This is a genomic window from Variovorax sp. DAIF25 (assembly GCF_050711835.1).
Classification (GTDB): Bacteria; Pseudomonadota; Gammaproteobacteria; order Burkholderiales; family Burkholderiaceae_C; genus Variovorax.
This window is the reverse complement of sequence record NZ_CP136636.1, coordinates 2,975,178-3,000,446: the sequence shown is the minus strand read 5'-3', so window position 1 is coordinate 3,000,446 and position 25,269 is coordinate 2,975,178. Positions and strand designations below refer to the sequence as shown.

The following is a 25,269-nucleotide window of genomic DNA, read 5'->3' as shown; positions in this document are numbered from 1 at the left end:
GGAATGCTAGGTGTTGGGGGCTGCGGGCGACCAGCGAATGGCCGCCCGCAGCGTGGTCGCCGCTGGATCAGAAGTTCAGCGTGCGCTTGTCCACCGCCAGGGCGGCTTCCTTGGTGGCTTCCGACAGCGAGGGGTGCGCATGGCAGATGCGCGCGATGTCCTCGGCGCTGGCCTTGAACTCCATCGCCACCACGGCTTCGGAGATCAGTTCGCTGGCCTGCGGGCCGACGATGTGCACGCCCAGGATCTCGTCCGTGGTCGCGTCGGCCAGGAACTTGACCAGGCCGGTCGTGTCGCCGAGCGCACGCGCGCGGCCGTTGGCCAGGAACGGGAAGGTGCCGGCCTTGTAGGCGCGGCCCGAGGCCTTGAGCTGCTGCTCGGTCTGGCCGACCCATGCGATCTCGGGGCTGGTGTAGATCACCCACGGCACGGTGTTGAAGTTGACGTGCCCGTGCTGGCCGGCAATGCGCTCGGCCACGGCAACGCCCTCTTCTTCCGCCTTGTGCGCGAGCATCGGGCCGCGCACCACGTCGCCGATCGCCCACACGTTCGGCAGGCTGGTCTTGCAGTCGTCGTCCACGGCGATGGCGCCGCGCTCGTCGAGCTTCAGGCCCACCGCTTCGGCGTTCAGGCCGATGGTGTTGGGCACGCGGCCGATCGAGACGATCAGCTTGTCGACCTCGAGCGTCTGGGCTTCGCCCTTGGCGTTGGTCCAGGCCACGCTCACGCCGTTCTTGCCCGACTTGATCTCGCCGACCTTCACGCCGAGCTCGATCTTCAGGCCCTGCTTGTCGAAGGCCTTCTTGGCTTCCTTGGCGATCTGCTCGTCGACCGCGCCGAGGAAGGTCGGCAGCGCTTCGAGCACCGTGACTTCGGCGCCGAGGCGGCGCCACACCGAGCCCATCTCGAGGCCGATGACGCCCGAGCCGATCAGGCCCAGCTTCTTCGGCACCGCGCCGATGCGCAGGGCGCCGTCGTTCGAGAGGATGTTCTCCTCGTCGAAGGCCGCGCCGGGCAGCGCACGGGCGTTGGAGCCGGTGGCGACGATGATGTGCTTGCCGGTGATGGTTTCCTCGGCGGCGCCGGTCACCTTGATGTCGTAGCCGGCGTCGCCGGCCTTCTCGAACGCGCCACGGCCGTGGAAGAAGCTGATCTTGTTCTTCTTGAACAGGTACAGGATGCCGTCGTTGTTCTGCTTCACGACCTGGTCCTTGCGGGCCAGCATCTTGGCGAGGTCGATGCCGAGGCCCTCGACCTTGATGCCGTGGTCGGCGAAGTGGTGGTTCGCCTGCTCGTAGTGCTCCGACGACTGCAGCAGCGCCTTCGAGGGGATGCAGCCGACGTTGGTGCAGGTGCCGCCCGGTGCCGGGCCGCCCTTGCCGTTCTTCCACTCGTCGATGCAGGCGACGTTGAAGCCGAGCTGCGCCGCGCGGATGGCGGCGATGTAGCCGCCGGGGCCGCCGCCGATGACGATGACGTCGAATTGTTTGTTGGCCATCTGGTTCTTTCTCCTCAGATGTCGAACAGCAGGCGCGACGGATCCTCGAGCGCTTCCTTCATGGCAACCAGGCCCAGCACGGCTTCGCGGCCGTCGATGATGCGGTGGTCGTAGCTCATCGCCAGGTAGTTCATCGGGCGGATGACGATCTGGCCGTTCTCGACCACGGCACGGTCCTTGGTGGCGTGCACGCCGAGGATCGCGGACTGGGGCGGGTTGATGATCGGGGTCGAGAGCATCGAGCCGAAGGTGCCGCCGTTCGAGATCGAGAAGGTGCCGCCGGTCATCTCTTCGATGCCCAGCTTGCCGTCCTGTGCCTTCTTGCCGTACTCGGCGATCTTCTTCTCGATGTCGGCGAAGCTCATCTGGTCGGCATTGCGCAGGATCGGCACCACCAGGCCGCGCGGCGAACCGACGGCGATGCCGATGTCGAAGTAGCCGTGGTACAGGATGTCGTTGCCATCGACCGAGGCGTTGATCACCGGGTACTTCTTGAGCGCGTGCACCGCGGCCTTCACGAAGAAGCTCATGAAGCCGAGCTTCACGCCGTGTTCCTTGGTGAAGCTGTCCTGGAAGCGCTTGCGCAGTTCCATGACGGGCGCCATGTTGACCTCGTTGAAGGTCGTGAGGATGGCGTTGGTCGACTGCGATTGCAGCAGGCGCTCGGCGATGCGGGCGCGCAGGCGGCTCATCGGCACGCGCTGTTCGGGGCGCTCGCCCAGGTCCGGCGCGCTGGTGGGCGCGGCGACCTGCGGCAGCGCGGGCTTGGCGGCCGGCGCGGGGATCGCGGCGGGCGCGGCCTTGGCGGTGGCGCCCGAAGCCACGGCGCCGAGCACGTCGCCCTTGGTCACGCGGCCGTCCTTGCCGGTGCCGGCCACGTCGCTGGTCTTGAGGTTGTTGTCGGCCAGCAGCTTGGCGGCGGCGGGCATGGCGACGTCGGACTTGGCACCGCCGGTGGCAGCAGCAGCGGCTGCCGCGGGCGCGGCGGCGGGTGCCGGGGCGGCAGCGGCGGGCGCGGCGGCAGGAGCCGCGGCGCCGGCCTTGCCTTCGGTGTCGATCTTCGCGATCAGCTGGTCGGCCACGACGGTGGCGCCGTCGCCTTGCACGATCTCGGCCAGCACGCCGGCGGCGGGCGCCGGCACTTCGAGCACGACCTTGTCGGTCTCGATCTCGATCAGGATTTCATCGATGGCGACGGCTTCGCCGGCCTTCTTCTTCCAGGTGAGCATGGTGGCTTCGGCCACCGATTCGGACAGCTGAGGGACTTTGACTTCTACGATAGACATTTGGAGTTTGCTCCGCTTTGATTTGTGTGTGCCCCTGGGGCCGGGGTTCGCCCGGCCCGCCCCTCGTGGGGGATCGGGCGATGTGGCCGTGCCACATGCGCCCGAGCGGGTTGTTCGTGTTGAAAAAGGATCGTTCTATTACTTGGTCAGCACGAAGCCCTTGAGCTTGGCGAAGGCGGCATCGACCAGTGCCTTCTGCTGTTCCTGGTGCAGGTGCGAGTAGCCGACGGCCGGCGAGGCCGAGGCCGCGCGGCCGGCGTAGCCGAGCTTCTGGCCTTCCTGCATGTTCTCGTGGATGTAGTGCTGCACGAAGAACCAGGCGCCCTGGTTCTGCGGTTCGTCCTGGCACCACACCACGTCGACGAGGTTCGGGTACTTCTTGATCTCGGCCGCGAAGGCCTTGTGCGGGAACGGATAGAGCTGTTCGACGCGGATGATCGCCACGTCGTCGTCGCCGCGTTCCTCGCGCTTCTTGGCAAGGTCGTAGTAGACCTTGCCCGAGCAGGCGACCAGGCGCTTGACCTTCTCGGCCTTGAGCGCCTTGCTTTCCGGAATGATGGTCTGGAAGCTGCCCTTGGTGAACTCGGCCAGCGGCGAGGTCGCGTCCTTGTTGCGCAGCAGCGACTTGGGCGTGAGGATGATCAGCGGCTTGCGCAGGTTGCGCACCATCTGGCGGCGCAGCACGTGGAAGATCTGGCTGGCCGTGGTCGGCTGCACCACCTGCATGTTGGTGTCGGCGCTCAGCTGCATGAAGCGCTCGAGGCGCGCCGAGCTGTGCTCGGGACCCTGGCCTTCGTAGCCGTGCGGCAGCATCATCGTGAGGCCGTTGACGCGGCCCCACTTGACTTCGCCCGAGGCGATGAACTGGTCGATCACCACCTGCGCGCCGTTCACGAAGTCGCCGAACTGGGCTTCCCAGATCACCAGCGTGTTCGGGTCGTTCGAGGCGTAGCCGTATTCGAACGCGAGCACCGCTTCTTCCGACAGGATCGAGTCGATCACGACGAACGGGGCCTGGTTGTCGGCCACGTTCTGCAACGGCGTGTAGGTGCCCTCGTCGAACTTCTCGCGGTTCTGGTCGTGCAGCACGGCGTGGCGGTGCGTGAACGTGCCGCGGCCCGAGTCCTCGCCCGACAGGCGCACCGGGTAGCCGCTGGCCACCAGCGAGGCGAAGGCCATGTGCTCGCCCATGCCCCAGTCGACGTTCACGTCGCCGCGGCCCATGGCGGCGCGGTCGTCGAGCACCTTCTTGACCAGCGGATGCACCGTGAAGCCTTGCGGCACGGTGGTGATCTTCTCGGCCAGGCGCTTCCACTCGCTCGAGGGAATCGCGGTGTCGCCGGCGTCGGTCCACTTCTTGTTGAGATACGGGCTCCAGTCGACGGCGTACTTGCTCTTGAAGTTGGTCAGCACCGGGTCGACGGTGTTCTTGCCTTCGTCGAAGGCGGCGCGCTGCGCCTTGACCATGTCGTCGCCGAGCGTGTCGCCCAGGCCCTGCGCGGCCAGCTTGTCGGCGTACAGCTTGCGCGTGCCGGGATGCTGGGCGATCTTCTTGTACATCAGCGGCTGGGTCAGCGAGGGGGTGTCCTGCTCGTTGTGGCCCAGCTTGCGGAAGCAGATGATGTCCACGACCACGTCCTTCTGGAATTCCATGCGGAAGTCCAGCGCGATCTGGGTGGCGAGCACCACGGCTTCGGGATCGTCGCCGTTCACGTGCAGCACCGGCGCCTCGATCATCTTGACGATGTCGGTGCAATACAGCGTCGAGCGGCTGTCGCGCGGGTCGCTGGTGGTGAAGCCGATCTGGTTGTTGATGACGATGTGCACCGTGCCGCCCGTGGAGTAGCCACGGGTCTCGGCCAGCGCCAGCGTTTCCATCACGACGCCCTGGCCCGCGAAGGCGGCGTCGCCGTGCACGATCACGGGCAGCACCTGCTTGCCCAGCGGGTCGGCGCGGCGGTCCATGCGCGCGCGCACCGAGCCTTCGACCACGGGATTCACGATCTCGAGGTGCGAGGGGTTGAACGCGAGGCTCAGGTGGACCGGGCCGCCGGGGGTGGTCACGTCCGAGCTGAAGCCCTGGTGGTACTTGACGTCGCCGCTGGGCAGGTCTTCAGGCGCGGTGTGGTCGAACTCGGCGAACAGGTCGGCCGGCATCTTGCCGAGCGAGTTGACCAGCACGTTGAGGCGGCCGCGGTGGGCCATGCCGATCACGATTTCCTGCACGCCCTTGGCGCCGGCCTGGTTGATCAGCTCGTCCATCGAGACGATGAAGCTTTCGCCGCCTTCGAGCGAGAAGCGCTTCTGGCCGACGTACTTGGTGTGCAGGAAGCGCTCGAGGCCCTCGGCCGCGGTCAGGCGGTTGAGCACGTGCTTCTTCTGCTCGGCGCTGAGCTTGGGGTTGGTGCGGGCGCTTTCGAGCCGCTGCTGCCACCAGCGCTTGTGGTTCTGGTCGGTGGTGTACATGTACTCGGCACCCATGGTGCCGCAGTACGTTTCGCGCAGTGCGTTGAGCAGGTCGCGCAAGGACATGGTGTCCTTGCCGAAGAAGGTGTTGCTGGTGTTGAACACCGTCTCGAGGTCGGCGTCGGTGAAGCCGTAGAACGAGGGCTCGAGTTCGGGAATGGCGGGACGCTCGGCGCGCTTGAGCGGATCGAGGTCGGCCCAGCGGGCGCCGACGTTGCGGTAGGCGGCGATCAGCTGCTGGACGGCGGTGCGCTTGCGGCCGAGTTCGGAGTCGGCGCCGCTGGCCTGCACGACCTTGGTCGTGCCCTGCTTCGCCAGTTCGGCAAAAGCGTTGATGACCGGCTGGTGCGGAACGTCGCGGGTGTTGGTGCCGTCGGCGGCGGGGACGTGCTGCAGCGCGTCGAAGTAGGTGCGCCAGTTGTCGGGCACGCTGCCGGGGTTGGCGAGGTAGTTTTCGTACATCTCCTCGACATAGGGCGCGTTGCCGCCGAAGAGATAGGTGTTGCCTTGGTAGGCGGCATACACCGATGGAGTCGATGAATCGCTCATATTGCGCTGACCTTCGCTTCCCTGTGGGAAGCACGAGCTGGTTTAAGAAACCTTCCGCGACACGGCTGAACCGATTGGCGGATGCGACTGTGGCTGGGAAGGGCCTGAGTACCGGGCGATTGTGCCACGCCAACCATATGACGGTTCGAAGGGGATGCACAACCCCCCATCGGGAAGAGATCAGCCCCGGGTCAGTAACAGTTTGATCTGCTGCAGCGTGGCGGGGTCGTCGATGGTCGTCAGGTCGCCCGGATCGCGGCCCTCGCAGACCGCCTGGATGGCGCGGCGCAGCAATTTGCCGCTGCGGGTCTTGGGCAGCCCGCCCACGAAGCGCACCCGCGCCGGCCGGGCCAGCGCGCCCAGCTGGTCGGCCACGGTCTTCATGATCTCGCCCTCGAGCTTCAGCGCCACGGCGTCGTCGCTCACGGCCTGCCCGTCCTTGGGCACCACGAAGGCTATCGCGACCTGGCCCTTGAGCGCATCGGCCACGCCCACCACCGCCACTTCGGCCACGCCCGCGTGGCCCGAGATGCTTTCCTCGATCTCGCGCGTGCCGAGCCGGTGGCCGGCCACGTTGATCACGTCGTCGGTGCGCCCGAGGATGTAGAAATAGCCGTCCTCGTCGCGGATGCCCCAGTCGAAGGTCGAATAGACCATCTTGCCGGGCACGCTCTTCCAGTAGGTGTTGACGAAGCGCGCGTCGTCCTTCCAGATGGTCTGCATGAAGCCCGGCGGCGTCGGCCCCTCGACGACGACCACGCCCTTCTCGTTCGGCGCCGTGAGTTCCTCGCCGGTCGACTCGTGCAGGATCTTCACCTTGTAGCCGTACATCGGCACGCCGGGGCTGCCGAACTTGCTGGGCTTCTTCTCGATGCCGTTGGCGATGGTGATGATCGGCCAGCCCGATTCGGTCTGCCAGTAGTTGTCGATGATCGGCACGCCCAGGCCCTCGGCGATCCAGCGGCCCGTGGGCTCGTCGAGCGGCTCGCCGGCCAGGAACAGCGCGCGCAAGGTGGACAGGTCATATTTCTTGAGCAGCGCCGGGTCCTGCTTCTTGAGCACGCGCACCGCGGTCGGCGCGCTGAACATCACCGTCACCTTGTACTTCTCGACCAGCCGCCACCAGATGCCGCCGTCGGGCTGGCCGTCGAGCCCCTGCGTGGGCAGGCCCTCGTACATCACCGTCGCCATGCCGGCGATCAGCGGGCCGTAGACGATGTAGCTGTGGCCCACGACCCATCCGATGTCGCTGGTGGAAAAGTAGGTCTCGCCGGGCCGGCCGTCGAAGATGTGCTTCATGCTCGCGGCCAGCGCCACCGCGTAACCGCCCACGTCGCGCTGCACGCCCTTGGGCTTGCCGGTGGTGCCGCTCGTGTAGATGGTGTAGCTGATCTCGGTCGACTCGAGCCAGGTGCAGGGCACCTGCGCGTCGAGGTGCTTTTGCCGCAGTTCGCTCGCCAGATGGTCGCGCCCCGCCACCAGCGCCATGGGGGCCAGGCCGCGGTCAGTCAGCAGCACCGCGTCGGGCTTGTGCTTCGACAGGCGGATCGCCTCGTCGAGCAACGGCTTGTACGCGATCACCTTGCCGCCGCGCGAGCCGGCGTCGGCGCTCACGACCACCTTGGGCTCGGCGTCCTCGATGCGCGTGGCCAGCGAGCCGCTGGCGAAACCGCCGAACACCACGCAGTGGATGGCGCCGATGCGCGCGCAGGCCAGCATCGCGAACGCGGCCTCGGGAATCATCGGCATGTAGATCAGCACGCGGTCGCCACGGCCCACGCCCAGGTCGATCAGGCTGGCGGCGGTGCGCTGCACCTCGGCATGCAGCTCGCGGAAGCTGTAGCTCTTCTCGGTGCCGGTCTCGGTCGAGACGAAGATCAGCGCCGGCTGGTCGCCGCGCTCGGCGAGGTGGCGGTCGACGGCGTTGTGGCACAGGTTGGTGGTGCCGCCGACGAACCAGCGCGCGAACGGCGGCTGGCTGGCGTCGAGGATCTGCTGCGGCGGGCTCTGCCAGTCGATGAGCCGGGCCTGCTCGGCCCAGAAGGCCTCGGGCGCGTCGATGGACTGGCGGTGGAATTCTTCGTAGCGGCTCATCGGTGTTGTCTCCTGATCTTGGGAAATCGGTCCGGCACCGCTCGGCAAAGGGCGACGCCAAAACTGAATTCATAATTATGGAGACCGATCTTGCAGCAGGCTGACACGCGCCACAAGCGGATGAGACCGGGGTCGGCCGGCGAGCGGCCTCTCTAGTGGCGGGGGTGGCGGGCGCCCCGCCCTCTCAGCGCACCAGCGCGAGCAGCTCCGGAAAGGCCGGATGCTCGGCCGTGCGCAGCCATTCGAAGCCGACCATCTCCGTCGTCACCAGCTCGGCGCCCGCGCCGGCCAGGCGGTCGAAGGCGGCGTCGCGGTTGCGCTCGGTGCGCGAACCGCAGGCATCGGTGACGACCCAGACCTCGAACTCGTCCTCCAGCAGGTCGAGCGCCGTCTGCAGCAGGCAGACATGGGCTTCGCAGCCGGCGATGACGATGGTGTTGCGCTCCTCGGCGGCCGCGGCTGGCTTCTGCAGGTGCTTGGGCAGGCTGCGCGCATTGCCCTGCGGCGCCTTGGCCGGCACGCGCAGCCATTCGCCCAGGCCTTCCTCGACGCCACTGAAGTGCATCTTCGGCAGCGTGCGGCGGCACAGCGCGCGGATGTCGGGCAGGTTCTCGCCGAGCTTGGACGGGTTGTGCTCGGTTCCGAAGACGGGCACGTCGAACAGCCGGGCCATCTTGCCGAGGCGGACCGCGTTCTGCGCCACCGCCTCCGACTCGAAGATCGCCGGCATCAGTCGAGCCTGATAGTCGACCAGCACGAGTTGGGATTGGGATGCGTCGAGCAGCATGGGCGGGGTTCTTTCTTCTGACGAGGGTTGCGGGGCGGCCGTGCGCCCGAAACCCTGGAAACTAACACCAAAGCACCGGCGCGCGGACCGGCTCAGGCGGCCGGCGCCCCGACGCGGGCCACGAGCTGCCCGATGTAGGCCTCGAACAGCGCATCGGCCGACTGCCCGAACATGCGGATGCGCCCGGTGTGCCGCATCAGCAGCAGGCCCACGCCGTGCGCGAACAGCGCGGTGTTCTCGCGCAGCGCGTCGGCGGCATCGAGGCCCATGGCGCGCAGCGCTTCCTCGCAGGGGTTCAGGGCCTCCTTCAACTGGTCGTTGAGTGCGTGATCGAGCTCGCTGGTCAGGCCGCGCGGCCTCATGCCGTGCACCAGGTAGAAGCCGAGGTCGAGCTCGCGCGGATGGGCCGCGTAGAAGCCGAACCAGGCCCGCGCCTTGGACGCCAATGTCAGCGCGGGCCGGTCCGCGAAGGCCTCGGCCTCGGCCACCGCGGTGCACAGGCGCAGCAGCGATTCGTCGAGCAGCGCGGCGTAGATCGCCTCCTTGCTCTCGAAGTACGAATAGATGGCGCCGGGCGTGTAGCCGGCGCGGCGCGCGATCTCGCGAATGCTCGCGCCCTCGATGCCGGCCTCGGAGAACACGGCCCGCGCCGCGTCGAGCACCAGCGCGCGGCGCGCGTCGCTCAGGGTCTGTCGTCGTTGGAGCTTGGCCTGCATGGGCTGGACTGTAGCCCTTCTTTTAAGTGTTGCTCATTTTTCTTAACGGTTGATCAATTTTTTGAACAGTGTTTAAATTTCACGAAGCCGGCCCGTTCCGGCCTGCACGACAACCACCGGAGACACCCACGATGAACGCCCCGCTCCCCTCGGCCGCGCTGATGTCCGGCGCCGACTACCGCGAATCGCTGCGCCGCTACAAGCCCGTCGTCTACGTCGACGGCCGGCGGGTCGAGAGCGTGGCCGACGAGCCCGCGTTCCGCCCCGGCATCAACGCCATCACCCTGACCTACGACCATGCGCTGAAGGCGCAGTACGAACCGCTGATGACCGCGGTGCAGCACACCAGCGGCAAGCGCGTGAACCGGCTCTCGCACATCAACACCAGCGCCGGCGACCTGCTCAACAAGCTCGAGGCGGTGCGGCTGGTGTGCCAGGAAACCGGCTGCGCGCAGCGCTACCTCACGCACGACGCGCTCAACGCGATCGCCCAGGTGTCGGCGCGCATCGACGACGCGCGCGGCGGCGGCGAGCACACGGCGCGCTTTCATGAATACCTGCACCGCGTCCAGGACCAGGACCTGACCCTGGGCGTGGCCATGACCGACGCCAAGGGCGACCGCAGCCGCCGGCCGCACGAGCAGGCCAACGTCGACAGCTATGTGCACGTGGTGGAACGCAACGCGCGCGGCATCGTGATCTCGGGCACCAAGGCCATCGTGACCGGCGCGCCCTACGTGCACGAGCTGCTTGTCATGCCCTGCCGCAACATGGGCCGCGAGGACGCCGACTTCGCCGTCTGCTGCGCGGTGCCGCTCGACGCGCCGGGCCTGACCATCGTGGCGCGCCCGGCCGGGCGACCCGGCGAGAAGCTCGAGCATGGCGACGCCCTGTTCAGCCGCAAGTACGGCCAGAGCACCGGCGTGTGCATCTTCGACCGGGTGCTGGTGCCCTGGGAGCGCGTGTTCTACGACGGCTCCGACGGCAGTTGGGAACATTCGGGCCACCTCACCTACAGCTACGCCACCCACCACCGCCACAGCTGCATCGGCGCGCGCGCGGGCTTCGGCGACCTGCTGATCGGTGCCGGCGCGCTGATGTGCGAGGCCAACGGCTTCGACCCGGGCAAGGAGAGCCATCTGCGCGAGCAGATGGTCGAGCTCATCAGCATCACCGAGGGCTTCTTCGCCTGCGGCGTGGCGGCCAGCGTCTACGGCAAGGCCGACGAGCACTGCCCGGTCTTCATGCCCGACCCGGTGTTCAGCAACATCGGCAAGCTGCTGCTGGCAACCAAGATCTACGACATGCACCGCATCGCCCACACCGTGAGCGGCGGCCTTATCGTCACCCTGCCCGGCCCCGACGAGGACCACAACCCCGAGACCGCGGCGCGGCTGTCGGACGTGCTGCGCGCCAATCCGGCCGTGCCTTACGAACAACGCATCGAGGCGGCCCGCTTCATCGAGGACCTGACGGCCGGCTACCAGGGCGGCTGGTACAGCGTGATCAGCCTGCATGGCGGTGGCTCGCCGGCGGCGATGAAGCAGGAGATCTGGCGCCACTACCCGGTGGGCTCGAAGGTGGAGCTGGTCGAGCGGCTGCTCGAGCGCGGCATCGCCGCCGACGGCTCGCCCGCGGCCGCGCCGCACGATCCGCAGCGCGCGATCACGCGCAACCGCCAGCCCGGCAAGTGCTGCGACACGGGCTGCACGACGCCCGGGCAGCCGGTGATGGTCGAACTGCCCAAGCCTCATCGCGCCGCCTAGACTCGGCGGGATGAAAGTCCTGACGAAGCGGCTCTGCCTCGCGGCCCTCGGCGTGGGCGCCGCGCTGCTGCTGGCCGGCTGCGGCGGCGTGCGCAAGAGCACCGTGCCGCTGGCGAACGTGCTAGAGACCCAGCGCTGCACGCGGCAGGCCGACACCCTGCTCGTGATGCTGCCGGGCGCCTATTCGACGCCCGACGAATTCGAGCGCGAAGGCTTCGTCGAGGCGGTGCGCGAGAACCGGCTCGCGGTCGACGTGATGCTGGTCGACGCGCACCTGGGCTACTACAACGACAGGACCGTGCTCGAGCGGCTGAACGCCGACGTCATCGCACCCGCGCGGCGCCAGGGCTACCGCCAGATCTGGATCGTCGGCATCTCGCTCGGCGGCTTCGGCGGCCTGCTCTATGCGCAGACGCATCCGGGCGAGCTGGCCGGCGTGGTGGCGATCGCGCCCTACCTGGGCGAACGCACGCTGAGCACCGACATCGCCAACGCGGGCGGACTCGCGAAATGGAACGGGCCGCTCGACACGGCCACCGCGCCCCCGCGCACGCCGAACGAAACCCAGCTGTGGCAATGGTTGCGCGGCTACGCGGGCCACACGCAGACGGCAGGCGCACGCCCGCCGCTGTACCTGGGCTATGGCCTCGACGACCGCTTCGCCTTCAGCCACCGGCTGCTGGCCGGCGTGCTGCCGGCGCCGCGCGTCTTCACCACCGAGGGCGGCCACGACTGGCCCGAATGGCGGCGCCTGTGGCAGCGGATGCTGCCGACGCTGTCGCTGCCCGGCTGCCCCGGCTGACGCTCAGTTCGGCCGCAACCGCAGCAGCTTGCCGTTCGACTCGTCGGTCAGCACGTAGAGCAGGCCGTCGGGCCCCTGCTTCACGTCGCGGATGCGCGCGCGTCCGTCCTCGAGCAGCTTGTGCTCGGCCACCACCTTGCCGTTCTTGAGTTCGATGCGGTCGAGGTAGCCGAACTTCAGCGAGCCGACGAAGAGATTGCCCTTCCACGCGGCGCCATAGCGGTCGCTGGTCAGGAAGGCCATGCCCGAGGTCGCGATCGACGGCACCCAGTAGTGCAGCGGCTGCTCCATGCCCTCCTTGGCCGTGATGCCGTCGCCGATCTTGCCGCCGCCGTAGTTCTCGCCGTAGGTGATGACGGGCCAGCCGTAGTTGCGGCCGGCCTGCACGACGTTGATCTCGTCGCCGCCCTGCGGGCCGTGCTCGGTCATCCACAGGCGGCCGTCGGGCCCGAGCGTGGCGCCCTGGCCGTTGCGGTGGCCGTAGCTCCAGATCTCGGGCAGCGGACCGGGCCGGCCGGCGAAGGGGTTGTCGTCGGGCACGCTGCCGTCCTTGCGGATGCGCACGATCTTGCCGAGATGGTTGTCGAGCCGCTGCGCGTCTTCCTTGCGGCTGAAGCGGTCGCCGAGCGTGAGGTAGAGCGTGCCGTCGCCGCCGTCGACGATGCGGCAGCCAAAGTGGGCGCGGCTCGCGACCTTGGGCTTCTGGCTGAAGATGATCTGCAGGTTCTCGAGCCGCGTGTCGTCGGACGACAGCCGCGCCCGCGCGAGCGCCGTGCTGTTGGCGCTGCCGCCGGCATCGGGCTCCGAGAAGCAGAAGTACAGCGTGCGGTTGCTGCGGAAGTCCGTGTCGACGAGCACGTCGAGCAGGCCGCCCTGCCCGCCCGCCGCAATGGGCGGCAGGCCCGCCAGCGGCGCGCCCGGCTTGCCGTCCTTCGCCACGATGCGGATGCGTCCCGGCTTCTCGGTCACCACGAAACGATCGCCCGGCAGGAAGCCCACGCCCCAGGGGCTCTCGAGCCCCGAGGCCACCGTCTCAGATCGCCCCTGCGCCATGGCGGCCGCGCCAAAGATCAAACCCGACATGACGAAAACACGGCCGAGGACGCGCCGGGAAGTCTCTGACAGCGATTTCATGTGTTTTCCCCGCAAAACGAATGATCTTGGCGGTTTTTCAAACCCACATGAAGACAGTTGTCGACTTCGAAGGGTCTTGGAGGCCGAACTGTTTATCCGGCATCACCGGTCGGCCGTTACATTTTAGTTGTCCGATGATTCAAATTTTTCAAGTAAATCAACGGGTTGGCGGCACAATCTCTAATTCAGATCAAATTGACAGTGCCCGCCGTCATCAATATCCTACGCGCCATGCGTTTTTTCGTCCTACCCGCGTCCCTCCTGATTGCCGTCGCTGCCCACGCAGCTCCCCAACCACCGGACCGGTCCGACGAAGTCGGCCAACTGCTGGCCGAAAAGGGCCTGGTGGGGCAACTGAGGCAAGTCCGCCAGACCGTCACGGAGCGCACCTCCGACCTCGTGATGACTGCCATCGGTTTCCTCGGTGTTCCGTACCGCCGCGGCGGTAATTCGGAAGACACCGGCTTCGATTGCAGCGGCTTCGTGCGCGCCATGTACAACCAGACGGTCGGCCACATGCTGCCGCGCCGCGCGGAAGAACAGGCCGCCGCCACCGAGAAGATCGACCGCAGCGAACTCAAGCCCGGCGACCTCGTGTTCTTCAACACCATGCGCCGCGCCTTCAGCCATGTCGGCATCTACGTCGGCGAAGGCAAGTTCATCCACTCGCCGCGCTCGGGCGCCCAGGTGCGCGTGGAAGACATGAACGGCAGCTACTGGAGCCGCCGCTTCGACGGCGCCCGCCGCGTGCTCGGCGGCGGATCGAACGACGAGATCCGCGCCGCTGCGGCGTCGGCCCGCACCGGCGACTGAATTCCCCTCCTTCGGCCCACTTCGCACTGGGGCCGGGACGAAAAAAATCCCGCAGCCGCGGGATTTTTTGTTTGGGGCGAAGGCCGCGAGGCGGCCTCCGATCGTTCAGCGCTTTTGCGGCGGCAGATCGGTGCAGGTGCCGTGCGCCACTTCCGCCGCCATGCCGATGCTCTCGCCCAGCGTGGGATGCGGATGGATGGTCTTGCCGATGTCGATCTCGTCGGCGCCCATCTCGATGGCCAGCGCGATCTCGCCGATCATGTCGCCGGCATGGGTGCCGACGATGCCGCCGCCGAGGATGCGGTGCGTCTCGGCGTCGAACAGCAGCTTGGTGAAGCCCTCGTCGCGGCCGTTGGCAATGGCGCGGCCCGAGGCGGTCCAGGGGAACAGGCCCTTCTTGACCTTCACGCCCTCGGCCTTGGCCTGGTCCTCGGTGAGGCCCACCCACGCCACCTCGGGGTCGGTGTAGGCCACGCTCGGGATCACGCGGGCATTGAAGGCCGCGCTCGCCAGTTCCTTGTCACCCTTGAGCTCGCCCGCGATCACCTCGGCCGCCACGTGCGCCTCGTGCACCGCCTTGTGGGCCAGCATCGGCTGGCCGACGATGTCGCCGATGGCGAAGATGTGCGGCACGTTGGTGCGCATCTGGATGTCGACCGGGATGAAGCCGCGCTCGCCGACGGCCACGCCGGCCTTCTCGGCGCCGATCTTCTTGCCGTTGGGGCTGCGGCCCACGGCCTGCAGCACCAGGTCGTAGACCTGCGGTTCCTTGGGCGCGTTCTCGCCCTCGAAGGTGACCTTGATGCCCTCCTTCGTGGCCTCGGCGCCGACCGTCTTGGTCTTGAGCATGAGGTTGTCGAAGCGCGGCGCGTTCATCTTCTGCCAGACCTTCACCAGGTCGCGGTCGGCGCCCTGCATCAGGCCGTCGAGCATCTCGACCACGTCGAGGCGCGCGCCGAGCGAGGAATACACCGTGCCCATCTCGAGGCCGATGATGCCGCCGCCCAGGATCAGCATGCGCTTGGGATCGGTGCCGAGCTCGAGCGCGCCGGTGGAGTCGACCACGCGCGGGTCCTTCGGCATGAAGGGCAGGCTCACGGCCTGCGAGCCGGCGGCGATGATTGCGCTGCGGAACTTCACGGTCTGCTTGCTGCCGGTGGTGTCCCAGCCAGTGCCCGAGGTCTCCTCGACCTCGATGTGATGCGGGTCGACGAAGTTGCCGACGCCGCGCAGCACCGCGACCTTGCGCATCTTGGCCATGGCCGTGAGGCCGCCCGTGAGCTTGCTCACCACCTTGTTCTTGTGGCCCAGCAGCTTGGCGCGGTCGACCGTGGGCGCGGCGAAGCTCACGCCGAGGTCGGCGAAGTGCTTGACCTCGTCCATCACCGAGGCCACGTGCAGCAGCGCCTTCGAGGGGATGCAGCCGACGTTGAGGCAGACGCCGCCGAGGGTGGCGTAGCGCTCGATCAGCACGACCTTCAGGCCGAGGTCGGCGGCGCGGAAGGCGGCCGAGTAGCCGCCGGGGCCGGCGCCGAGCACGATGACGTCGCATTCGAGGTCGACCTTGCCGGCATAGCTGGAAGCCGCGGGCGCCGCGACCGGTGCGGGCGCCGCGGCCTTGGGCGCGGGCGCCGCGGCGGCAGGCGCCGGGGCCGATGCAGCCGGCGCAGGCGCGGCGGCGGCATCCGCCTCCAGCGTCAGCACCACCGAGCCTTCCTTGACCTTGTCGCCCACCTTCACCGCCAGCGACTTCACCACGCCGGCCGCGGACGACGGAATCTCCATCGAGGCCTTGTCCGATTCGACCGTGATCAGCGATTGCTCGGCCTTCACCGTGTCGCCCACCTTCACCAGCACCTCGATCACCGCCACTTCGTCGAAGTCGCCGATGTCGGGCACCTTGATTTGTTGTTCGCTCATTTGGACACTTTCAGTTTGAGTGTGAGAGAGTCGACCGGTCCGGCCGAATTGCGATCGAATTCGCAGGCGGCGGCGATCCCCGCCTCCGCCACGTCGCGCGCCGAGCGCGACTTCTGGTCGTACACCGCATGCATGGCGCCGAGCGCGAAGCTGCGTCCCGAGCCGATGCTCCAGAACTGCTTGAACTCGAACACCTCGCGGTAGCTGTAGATGCCGTAGATTCCGCTCGCGTTGGCCAGCAGCATCGTGAACTGGCTCGACTCGTAGGGCTCGTGGTCGTCTTCCTTGGTCTCCATGAAGAACGAGCTCTTGAGCACCGGATGCAGCATCGTGAAGGTGCGGAACACCTCGTGCTTGCTGCCGAACAGCAGCGACTCGCGCGGCTGCGCGGCCAGCGCATGCTGCAGCACCAGGAAGTGCGCCGCGGCGCCGGCCATCGCGAACAGGCTGTGGCCGGCGGCGTCCTCGATCGAGAAGATCTTCTGGTTCGCCTCCTGCCGGTGCGTGAGCCGCGTGTCCCCGAAGGTCACGAGCGCGTCGGCCGCCATGGCGACCTGGCCGTTCTTGCGGACGGCCACGACCGTGGTCATGGAGCCTCGCGCCGGTTCGCCAGGGGCGCCGAGGCCGCCGAAGCAGCCTGGGCGCTCATAGCAGCACGCGGCGGAAGTCGGCGAGCACCTGCCCCAGGTAGGCGTTGAAACGCGCCGCCGAGGCACCGTCGATGACGCGGTGGTCGTAGGACAGCGACAGCGGCAGCGTCAGGCGCGGCACGAACTGCTTGCCGTCCCACACCGGCTTCATCGCGCTCTTCGAGAGGCCGAGGATGGCCACTTCGGGAGCATTGATGATCGGCGTGAAGTGCGTGCCGCCGATGCCCCCGAGCGAGCTGATCGAGAAGCAGCCGCCCTGCATGTCGGCCGCGCCGAGCTTGCCGTCGCGCGCCTTCTTGGCGAGCTCGCCCATCTCCTGGCTGATCTGCAGGATGCCCTTCTTGTCGGCATCGCGCAGCACGGGCACCACCAGGCCATTGGGCGTGTCGGCCGCGAAGCCGATGTGGAAGTACTGCTTGTAGACCAGCGTGTCCCCGTCGAGGCTGGTGTTGAACTCGGGGAACTTCTTGAGCGCCGAGACCACTGCCTTGATCACGAAGGCCAGCATCGTGACCTTCACGCCCGACTTCTCGTTCTCCTTGTTGGTGGCAACGCGGAAGGCTTCGAGCTCGGTGATGTCGGCATCGTCGTTGTTCGTGACGTGCGGGATCATCACCCAGTTGCGGTGCAGGTTCGCGCCGCTGATCTTCTTGATGCGCGACAGGTCCTTGCGCTCGACCGTGCCGAACTTCGTGAAGTCGACCTTAGGCCAGGGCAGCAGGCCCAGCGCGGCGCCGTCGGCACCGCCACCGGCCGCGGGCTTGGCCGCGGCGGAAGCCTTGGTGGTGGCCTGGCCGCTCATCACGGCCTTGGTGAAGCCCTGGACGTCTTCCTGCGTGATGCGGCCCTTGGGACCGGAACCCTTGACCTCCTCGAGCGGCACGCCGAGCTCGCGCGCGAACTTGCGCACCGAGGGCGAGGCGTGCGGCAGGCCGGCCGACGGGCTCTTGGTCGGATCGTGCGGCGCGGCGGCAGCCGGCGCGGGAGCAGCCGGAGCCGGTGCGGGCGCGGAGGCCGACGCGGTAGCGGGCGCAGCGGCGGCTGCAGCCGCGGGAGCCGGCGCCGGTGCGGGTGCGGCGCCTGCAGCGGGGGCAGCGCCTTCGATCACCGCGATCAGGTCGCCGATGTTGACGACGTCGCCGACCTTGACCTTGAGTTCCTTGAGCGTGCCGGCGGCCGACGACGGGATCTCCATCGAGGCCTTGTCCGATTCGACCGTGATCAGCGACTGCTCGACCTTGATGGTGTCGCCGGGCTTGACCAGCACCTCGATCACCGCGACGTCCTTGAAGTCACCGATGTCGGGCACCTTCACGTCGACCGGGCCGGCGGCGGCGGCGGTCGGTGCAGCCGCCGCAGCGGGTGCGGGTGCCGCAGCGGCCGGTGCCGGCGCGCTGGCCGCGGGTGCCGGAGCACTGGCCGCGGGCGCCGGCGCGGCGGCCTGGCCGGCCCCTTCGGCCTCGAGCACCAGCACCACCGAACCTTCCTTCACCTTGCTGCCGACCTCGACCTTGAGTTCCTTGACCACGCCGGCGGACGACGACGGAATCTCCATCGAGGCCTTGTCCGACTCCACGGTGATGAGCGACTGCTCGGGCTTGACCGTGTCGCCCACTTTCACCAACACCTCGATCACCGCGACTTCATCGAAATCGCCGATGTCGGGTACCTTGACTTCCACTGCTGCCATATCGTTTGTCTCCCGCCGGAAGGCGCGTCCTGGTTGTGGGGAATCGTGATTACGCGTAGAGCGGGTTCACCTTGTCGGCATTGATGCCGTACTTCTTGATCGCCTCGGCCACCTTGGCGGCCGGCAGCACGCCGTCCTCGGCCAGGGCCTTGAGCGCGGCCACCACGATGTAGTGGCGGTTGACCTCGAAGTGCTCGCGCAGCTTGTTGCGGAAGTCGCTGCGGCCGAAGCCGTCGGTGCCCAGCACCTTGTAGTTGCGGCCCTTGGGGATGAAGGGACGGATCTGCTCGGCGTAGGCCTTCATGTAGTCGGTCGAGGCGACCACCGGGCCGGTGCTCGCTGCGAGCTGCTGCGCCACGAAGGGCACGCGCGCCTCCTCGGTCGGGTGCAGCAGGTTCCAGCGGTCGGCGTCCTGGCCGTCGCGCGTCAGCTCGTTGAAGCTCGGGCAGCTCCACACCGATGCCGAGACGCCCCAGTCCTGTTCGAGCAGCTCCTGCGCGAAGAAGCTCTCGCGCAGGATGGTGCCGCTGCCGAGCAGTTGCACGGTCGGCGCTTCCTTGCCCTTGGCCGCCTTGATCGCCGGGCCCTGACGCGTCAGGTACATGCCCTTGATGATCTGTTCCTCGGTGCCGGGCTGCAGGCCGGGCATCGGGTAGTTCTCGTTGAGCAGCGTGATGTAGTAGTAGACGTTGTCCTGCTTCTCGACCATGCGCTTCAAGCCATGGTGCAGGATCACGCCGACCTCGTGCGCGAAGGTCGGGTCGTAGCTCACGCAGTTCGGGATGGTGTTGGCCAGGATGTGGCTGTGGCCGTCCTCGTGCTGCAGGCCTTCGCCGTTCAGCGTGGTGCGTCCCGAGGTGCCGCCGAGCAGGAAGCCGCGCGCCTGCATGTCGCCGGCCGCCCAGGCCAGGTCGCCGATGCGCTGGAAGCCGAACATCGAGTAGTACACGTAGAACGGCACCATGATGCGGTTGTTCGTGCTGTACGAGGTCGCCGCCGCGATCCAGCTCGACATGCCGCCGGCCTCGTTGATGCCTTCCTGCAGGATCTGGCCGGCCTTGTCTTCCTTGTAGTACATGACCTGGTCCTTGTCGACCGGGGTGTACTGCTGACCGTGCGGGTTGTAGATGCCGATCTGGCGGAAAAGGCCTTCCATGCCGAAGGTGCGCGCCTCGTCCACGAGGATCGGCACCACGCGCGGGCCCAGGGCCTGGTCGCGCAGCAGCTGCGTGAGGAAGCGCACGTAGGCCTGCGTGGTCGAGATCTCGCGGCCTTCGGCGGTGGGTTCGAGCACCGCCTTGAAGGTGTCGAGCGCGGGCACGGTGAAGCTCTCCTCGGCCTTGACGCGGCGGTGCGGCAGGTAGCCGCCCAGCGCCTTGCGACGCTCGTGCAGGTAGCGCATTTCCGGCGTGTCGTCGGCCGGCTTGTAGAACGGCAGCTCGGCGATCTGGCTGTCGGGGATCGGGATGTTGAAGCGGTCGCGGAAGGCGCGGATGTCGTCGTCGTTGAGCTTCTTGGTCTGGTGGACCGTGTTCTTGCCCTCGCCGATCTTGCCCATGCCGAAGCCCTTGACGGTCTTGACGAGCAGCACCGTGGGCTGGCCCTTGTGGTTCTGGGCCGAGTGGAAGGCCGCGTAGACCTTCTGCGAGTCGTGGCCGCCGCGCTGCAGGTTCCAGACCTCGTCGTCGCTCAGGTGCTCGACCATCTTCAAGGTGCGCGGATCGCGGCCGAAGAAGTTCTTGCGCACATAGGCGCCGTCGTTGGCCTTGAACGACTGGTAGTCGCCGTCGTTGCACTCCATCATGATCTTGCGCAGCGCGCCGTCATGGTCCTTCTCGAGCAGCGCGTCCCAGCCCTTGCCCCAGATCAGCTTGACCACGTTCCAGTTGGCGCCGCGGAACTCGCCTTCGAGCTCCTGGATGATCTTGCCGTTGCCGCGCACCGGGCCGTCGAGGCGCTGCAGGTTGCAGTTGATGACGAAGATCAGGTTGTCGAGGTTCTCGCGCGCCGCCAGGCCGATCGCGCCCAGCGATTCGACCTCGTCCATCTCGCCGTCGCCGCAGAAGACCCAGACCTTGCGGTTCTCGGTGTTGGCGATGCCGCGGGCATGCAGGTACTTGAGGAAGCGTGCCTGGTAGATCGCCATCAGCGGGCCCAGGCCCATCGACACCGTGGGGAACTGCCAGAACTCGGGCATCAGCTTGGGGTGCGGGTAGCTCGACAGGCCCTTGCCGTCGACTTCCTGGCGGAAGTTGAGCAGTTGCTCCTCGGTCAGGCGGCCTTCGAGGTAGGCGCGGGCATAGATGCCGGGCGAGACGTGGCCCTGGATGTAGAGCAGGTCGCCGCCGTGGTTTTCGCTCTCGGCGTGCCAGAAATGGTTGAAGCCGGCGCCGAACATGCTGGCCAGCGAGGCGAAGGAGCCGATGTGGCCGCCGAGGTCGCCGCCTTCGGCCGGGTGGTGCCGGTTGGCCTTGACCACCATCGCCATCGCGTTCCAGCGCATGTAGGCGCGCAGGCGCTGTTCGATCTCGAGGTTGCCGGGGCTGCGGGCTTCCTGCGAGGTTTCGATGGTGTTGACATAGCCCGTGTTGGCAGAGAACGGCATGTCGACCGTGTTCTGGCGGGCGTGTTCCAGAAGCTGTTCGAGCAGGAAGTGCGCACGCTCGGGGCCCTCGCTCTGGATCACGGCGGACAGGGCATCCATCCACTCGCGCGTTTCCTGGGAATCCGCGTCGTTCGCGGCCGGGCCGAATTGCTTCTCGGGATTTGCCGACATGCTTGTCTCTCCTTTTGGGGCTGTGGGCGTAATTTAGGCGCTCTGCGTGTGAGCGCGCGGAGTGTCGCACAGAAATAATGAGATTTCAAATAGTGCGTATAGATTTCTTAATGTGACATTTTGACGATTTTCAGCCGGCCCTAGACCGTGCCGGGACCAGTGCCACCGTCGATAACCCGGGCCTTGGGAAGCCCGCCACCTAATAAACTCCCGCAATGCCTTTTTCCTCCCCGCTGGCCGTGGCCCGCAGTGCCGTCAACGCCTCGCCGCTGTCGTGGTGGCGCCGCTGGTGGCGCCGCCAGACCCCGGTGCTGCAGGACGCCGTCGCGATGCTGGCCCCGATGGCCGCCGTGCTGCTGTTCCTCGCGGCGATCGTCACCGCCTTCTGGTACCTGCGCACCGAGGAGGTCGAGCGCGAGCAGGAATCGGTGCGCCGCGACGTCGAGTACGCCCAGCAGCGCCTGCGGCTGCGGTTGCTGGAACGCCAGGAGCAACTGATGCGCATCGCGCGCGATGCCTCCAACCGCGAGATCGACCCGATCGAGTTCACCAGCCGCGCCGAATCGCTGGTCAGCCAGTTCCCCGAGCTGCAGACCATCACGTGGATCGACGACCGTCGCCGCTTCAAGGCCGGCTATGCCGCGCCCAGCGTGCATCCGGCGCAGCAGCACCTGATCGGCGACGTGCTGCGCCCCGGCGACATCGAGAGCAACTACGCGCTGGCGCGCGAGCTGCGCCAGCCGGTGTTCTCCCAGCCCTCGGCCGGCGGCGATCCGCCGGCCATGCTGCAGCTGCACATCCCGCTGTTCGACCAGGGCCTGTTCGCGGGCGTGGTGCTCGGCGAGTTCTCGGTCGACGGCCTGCTGCGCTACGGCATGCCGTCCGAGGTGCAGGCGCGCTATGCGGTGTCGCTGCTCGACGCCAAGGGCAAGGTGATCGCGGGCAACACCGCCAACCTGCGCGAGACCGGCGCGCGCCTCCTGCCCTGGAGCGAACGCACCAACGAATACGAGGTGCCGGTCTCGCCCGTGGGCAACGCGCTGGTGCTGCGTGCCCAGGCCTACCGCACCTCGCAGGGCGTGGTCGGCAACGGGCTGTTCTGGCTGGTCTGCGCGCTCAGCGTGCTCACCAGCTGGATGCTGATCGGCACCTGGCGCCACACGCGCCGCAGGCTGCAGGCGCAGCAGCGGCTGGTGGCCGAGACCAACTTCCGCCGCGCGATGGAGAACTCGATGCTGACCGGCATGCGGGTGCTCGACCTGCAGGGCCGCATCACCTACGTCAACGCCGCCTTCTGCGCGATGACCGGCTGGGCCGAGGAGGAGCTGGTCGGCCAGACACCGCCCTTCCCCTACTGGCTCGAGTCCGACCGCGAGATCATGAACGAGCGGCTCGAGGAGGAACTGCACGGCCGCGCCCTGCCCGGCGGCTTCCAGGTGCGCGTGAAGCGCAAGAACGGCAGCGTGTTCGACGCGCGGTTGTACGTCTCGCCCCTGATCGACGCGCGCGGCCACCAGACCGGCTGGATGACCTCGATGACCGACATCACCGAGCCCACCCGGATTCGCGAGCAGCTCTCGGCCTCGTACGAGCGCTTCACCACCGTGCTCGAGGCGCTCGACGCCGCGGTGTCGGTGGCGCCGATCGGCAGCGAGGAGCTGCTGTTCGCCAACAAGCTCTACCGCCTGTGGTTCGGCTCCGACACCGTCGGCCACCTGGGCATGGTGGCGCAGGCCGGCGTGCCGGCCTCGAACGCGCACGACGAAGGTCTGGACGACGTCGACCCCTACGCCGGCCTGCCGATCGACACGCTGACGGCGGCGCAAGCGGCCAACAACGAGATCTTCGTGCCCGAGCTCGGCAAGTGGCTCGAGGTGCGCTCGCGCTACCTGACCTGGGTCGACGGGCGCCTGGCGCAACTGGTGATCGCCACCGACATCACGCCGCGCCGCGATGCCGAGGAACAGGCGGCCGCGCAGGCCGACCGCGCGCAGTCCGCGAGCCGGCTGATCACCATGGGCGAGATGGCCTCGAGCGTGGCGCACGAGCTCAACCAGCCGCTGACCGCGATCAGCAACTACTGCAACGGGATGATGTCGCGCATCAAGAGCCAGTCGATCGACAACGATGCGCTGCTGGCCGCGCTCGAGAAGACCTCGAAGCAGGCCCAGCGCGCGGGCCAGATCATCCAGCGCATCCGTTCCTTCGTGAAGCGCAGCGAACCCAACCGCACGCCGGCCGACGTGGCGACCATGGTCAGCGAGGCGGTCGAGCTGGCCGGCATCGAGCTGCGCCGGCGCAACGTGCGCCTGAACCACTACGTGGCCGCGCGGTTGCCGATGGTGCGCGTCGACCCGATCCTGATCGAGCAGGTGATGGTCAATCTGCTGAAGAACGCGGCCGAGTCGATCGACCTCGCCGAGCGCCCGCTGGCGCGGCGCAGCGTCGAACTGCGCGTGCTGCCGAAGGTGATCGAGGGCCACAACGCGATCGAGTTCTCGGTGCAGGACACCGGCAAGGGCCTCGCGCCCGAGGTCATGGACCGGCTCTACGAGGCCTTCTTCTCGACCAAGCCCGAGGGCATGGGCATCGGGCTGAACCTGTGCCGCACCATCGTCGAGTCGCACCGCGGCCGGATGCAGGCGGAGAACATCTACAATGGCCCGGATGTGATCGGATGCCGTTTTTCCTTCTGGATTCCGGTGTTGGACGCTATCAGTTCCCTAGCAAGTGACGAGGTAAAGGTACCTGCATGAGTTTGATTCCGAAAAAGGGCACTGTGTATGTCGTCGATGACGACGAAGCGGTACGCGATTCGCTCCAATGGCTGCTCGAAGGCAAGGACTACCGGGTCCGCTGTTTCGATTCCGCCGAATCCTTCCTCTCCCGCTACGACCCCCGCGAGGTGGCCTGCCTGATCGTCGACATCCGCATGGGTGGCATGACGGGTCTGGAGCTGCAGGACCGGTTGATCGAGCGCCGCTCGCCGCTGCCGATCGTGGTCATCACCGGCCACGGCGACGTGCCGATGGCCGTCGACAGCATGAAGAAGGGCGCGATGGATTTCATCCAGAAGCCCTTCAACGACGAGGAACTCGTCGCGCTGGTCGAGCGCATGCTCGAACACGCGCGCGGCGCCTTCACGCAGCACCAGCAGTCGGCCAGCCGCGATGCGCTGCTGTCCAAGCTCACGGGCCGCGAGGCGCAGGTGCTCGAGCGCATCGTCGCCGGCCGCCTCAACAAGCAGATCGCCGACGACCTCGGCATCAGCATCAAGACCGTCGAGGCGCATCGCGCCAACATCATGGAGAAGCTCAACGCCAACACCGTGGCCGATCTGCTGAAGATCGCGCTCGGACAGGCGGCGCCCGCTGCCAAGGCCTAGACGCCGGCTATCTGTTCGATAGCGATGCATGACTCCCACGCCTGCGCAAGCGGGCGTTTTTACTTGGAAAATCGAAACCGATGACCGCCCAACTGATCGACGGCAACGCCCTCGCCAAAACCATCCGCGCCGAAGTCGCCGGCCGCACCGCGGCGCTCAAGGCCCGCGGCGTGAACCCGGCCCTTTCCATCATCCTCGTGGGCGAGGACCCGGCCAGCCAGGTCTATACCAAGCACAAGGTCAACGACAGCACGCAGACCGGTCTCTCGGCCACGCTCGAGACCTACCCGGCCGACCTGAGCGAGGCCGACCTGCTCGCGCGCATCCGCGTGCTCAACGACGACCCGGCGGTGCACGGCATCCTGGTGCAATTGCCGCTGCCCAAGCACATGGACAGCCAGAAGGTCATCGAGACCATCTCGCCCGCGAAGGACGTCGACGGCTTCCACGTCGCCAGCGCCGGTGCGCTGATGACCGGCGCGCCGGGCTTCTGGCCCTGCACGCCCTTCGGTTGCATGAAGATGCTCGAGTCCATCGGCTACGACCTGCGCGGCAAGCACGCGGTGGTGATCGGCCGCAGCAATATCGTCGGCAAGCCGATGGCCATGATGCTGCTGGCCAAGAGCGCCACCGTGACCATCTGCCACAGCGCCACGCAGGACCTGGGCGCCATCACTCGCCAGGCCGACGTGATCGTCGCGGCCGTCGGCAAGCTCAACCTCCTCACGGCCGACATGGTCAAGCCCGGCGCGGTGGTCATCGACGTCGGCATGAACCGCAAGGAAGACGGCAAGCTCGCGGGCGACGTCGACTTCGACGGCGTGAAGGAAGTCGCCGGCTGGATCACGCCGGTGCCCGGCGGCGTCGGCCCGATGACGCGCGCCATGCTGCTCGCCAACACCCTTGAAGCGGCCGAACGCGTCGCCAAGTGAACACC

The 25,269-nt window shown here is 67.5% G+C and carries 17 protein-coding genes; 6 read left to right on the top strand and 11 right to left on the bottom strand.

The window, feature by feature from the left end:
• Positions 1-67: 67 nt before the first annotated feature.
• From lpdA (R0232_RS13815) to R0232_RS13790, 6 genes are all read right to left on the bottom strand, one after another.
• A complete protein-coding gene (gene lpdA, locus R0232_RS13815) occupies positions 68-1,498 on the bottom strand; it encodes a dihydrolipoyl dehydrogenase (RefSeq protein ID WP_431512467.1) in 1,431 nt (476 codons plus the stop codon).
• A gap of 14 nt (positions 1,499-1,512) precedes the next feature.
• A complete protein-coding gene (odhB, locus tag R0232_RS13810) occupies positions 1,513-2,784 on the bottom strand; it encodes a 2-oxoglutarate dehydrogenase complex dihydrolipoyllysine-residue succinyltransferase (RefSeq protein WP_431512466.1) in 1,272 nt (423 codons plus the stop codon).
• 138 nt (positions 2,785-2,922) lie between these two features.
• Positions 2,923-5,799, bottom strand: coding sequence for a 2-oxoglutarate dehydrogenase E1 component (locus R0232_RS13805; protein WP_093342634.1), 2,877 nt, complete (start codon positions 5,797-5,799; stop codon positions 2,923-2,925).
• Between the two features lie 180 nt (positions 5,800-5,979).
• Positions 5,980-7,893, bottom strand: coding sequence for a propionate--CoA ligase (locus tag R0232_RS13800; RefSeq protein WP_431512465.1), 1,914 nt, complete (start codon positions 7,891-7,893; stop codon positions 5,980-5,982).
• A 184-nt stretch (positions 7,894-8,077) separates the two neighbouring features.
• Positions 8,078-8,680: an isochorismatase family protein gene (locus tag R0232_RS13795; protein ID WP_093342637.1), complete on the bottom strand. Its 603-nt coding sequence runs from the start codon at positions 8,678-8,680 to the stop codon at positions 8,078-8,080.
• Positions 8,681-8,772: 92 nt separating this feature from the next.
• Positions 8,773-9,396 (bottom strand): TetR/AcrR family transcriptional regulator, encoded by a 624-nt coding sequence (locus R0232_RS13790; RefSeq protein WP_209540735.1) that lies wholly within the window; start codon positions 9,394-9,396, stop codon positions 8,773-8,775.
• Positions 9,397-9,527: 131 nt separating this feature from the next.
• On the opposite strand from R0232_RS13790, the gene R0232_RS13785 reads away from it, so the two are divergent.
• Together R0232_RS13785 and R0232_RS13780 are read left to right on the top strand one after the other, a co-directional pair.
• Positions 9,528-11,162, top strand: a complete 1,635-nt coding sequence (locus R0232_RS13785; RefSeq protein WP_431512464.1) for a 4-hydroxyphenylacetate 3-hydroxylase family protein — start codon at positions 9,528-9,530, stop codon at positions 11,160-11,162.
• 10 nt (positions 11,163-11,172) lie between these two features.
• Positions 11,173-11,964, top strand: a complete 792-nt coding sequence (locus R0232_RS13780; RefSeq protein ID WP_431512463.1) for an alpha/beta fold hydrolase — start codon at positions 11,173-11,175, stop codon at positions 11,962-11,964.
• Between the two features lie 3 nt (positions 11,965-11,967).
• Here R0232_RS13780 and R0232_RS13775 read toward each other — a convergent pair whose 3' ends face one another.
• Complete coding sequence (locus R0232_RS13775; protein ID WP_208507793.1) at positions 11,968-13,047, bottom strand: PQQ-dependent sugar dehydrogenase; 1,080 nt, start codon at positions 13,045-13,047, stop codon at positions 11,968-11,970.
• A gap of 282 nt (positions 13,048-13,329) precedes the next feature.
• Here R0232_RS13775 and R0232_RS13770 point away from each other — a divergent pair, with 282 nt between their 5' ends.
• Entirely contained in the window at positions 13,330-13,911 is a 582-nt protein-coding gene (locus tag R0232_RS13770) for a C40 family peptidase (protein WP_093342645.1), read from the top strand.
• Positions 13,912-14,016: 105 nt separating this feature from the next.
• Here R0232_RS13770 and lpdA (R0232_RS13765) read toward each other — a convergent pair whose 3' ends face one another.
• Genes lpdA (R0232_RS13765) through aceE form a run of 4 tightly spaced genes read right to left on the bottom strand, consistent with a single transcriptional unit; the run spans position 14,017 to position 20,947 of the window.
• Complete coding sequence (lpdA, locus tag R0232_RS13765; protein ID WP_431512462.1) at positions 14,017-15,831, bottom strand: dihydrolipoyl dehydrogenase; 1,815 nt, start codon at positions 15,829-15,831, stop codon at positions 14,017-14,019.
• A complete protein-coding gene (locus R0232_RS13760) occupies positions 15,828-16,421 on the bottom strand; it encodes an MFS transporter (RefSeq protein ID WP_057593671.1) in 594 nt (197 codons plus the stop codon). Before R0232_RS13760 ends, lpdA (R0232_RS13765) begins: the two co-directional genes overlap by 4 nt.
• 55 nt (positions 16,422-16,476) lie before the next feature.
• On the bottom strand, positions 16,477-18,171 hold the full coding sequence (gene aceF, locus R0232_RS13755; protein WP_296789029.1) for a dihydrolipoyllysine-residue acetyltransferase: 1,695 nt from the start codon (positions 18,169-18,171) through the stop codon (positions 16,477-16,479).
• A gap of 49 nt (positions 18,172-18,220) precedes the next feature.
• The gene (gene aceE / locus R0232_RS13750; RefSeq protein WP_208512224.1) at positions 18,221-20,947 is read right to left on the bottom strand and encodes a pyruvate dehydrogenase (acetyl-transferring), homodimeric type; all 2,727 of its coding nucleotides are present in this window, start codon (positions 20,945-20,947) and stop codon (positions 18,221-18,223) included.
• Positions 20,948-21,162: 215 nt separating this feature from the next.
• On the opposite strand from aceE, the gene R0232_RS13745 reads away from it, so the two are divergent.
• The 3 genes from R0232_RS13745 to folD all read left to right on the top strand — a co-directional run bounded on the left by R0232_RS13745 (position 21,163) and on the right by folD (position 25,264).
• A complete protein-coding gene (locus tag R0232_RS13745) occupies positions 21,163-23,703 on the top strand; it encodes a PAS domain-containing sensor histidine kinase (RefSeq protein WP_431512461.1) in 2,541 nt (846 codons plus the stop codon).
• The gene (locus tag R0232_RS13740) at positions 23,700-24,332 is read left to right on the top strand and encodes a response regulator transcription factor (protein ID WP_057593667.1); all 633 of its coding nucleotides are present in this window, start codon (positions 23,700-23,702) and stop codon (positions 24,330-24,332) included. The genes R0232_RS13745 and R0232_RS13740 overlap by 4 nt, the downstream gene beginning before the upstream one ends.
• A gap of 80 nt (positions 24,333-24,412) precedes the next feature.
• A complete protein-coding gene (gene folD / locus R0232_RS13735; RefSeq protein ID WP_296797854.1) occupies positions 24,413-25,264 on the top strand; it encodes a bifunctional methylenetetrahydrofolate dehydrogenase/methenyltetrahydrofolate cyclohydrolase FolD in 852 nt (283 codons plus the stop codon).
• The last annotated feature ends 5 nt before the right edge of the window (positions 25,265-25,269 follow it).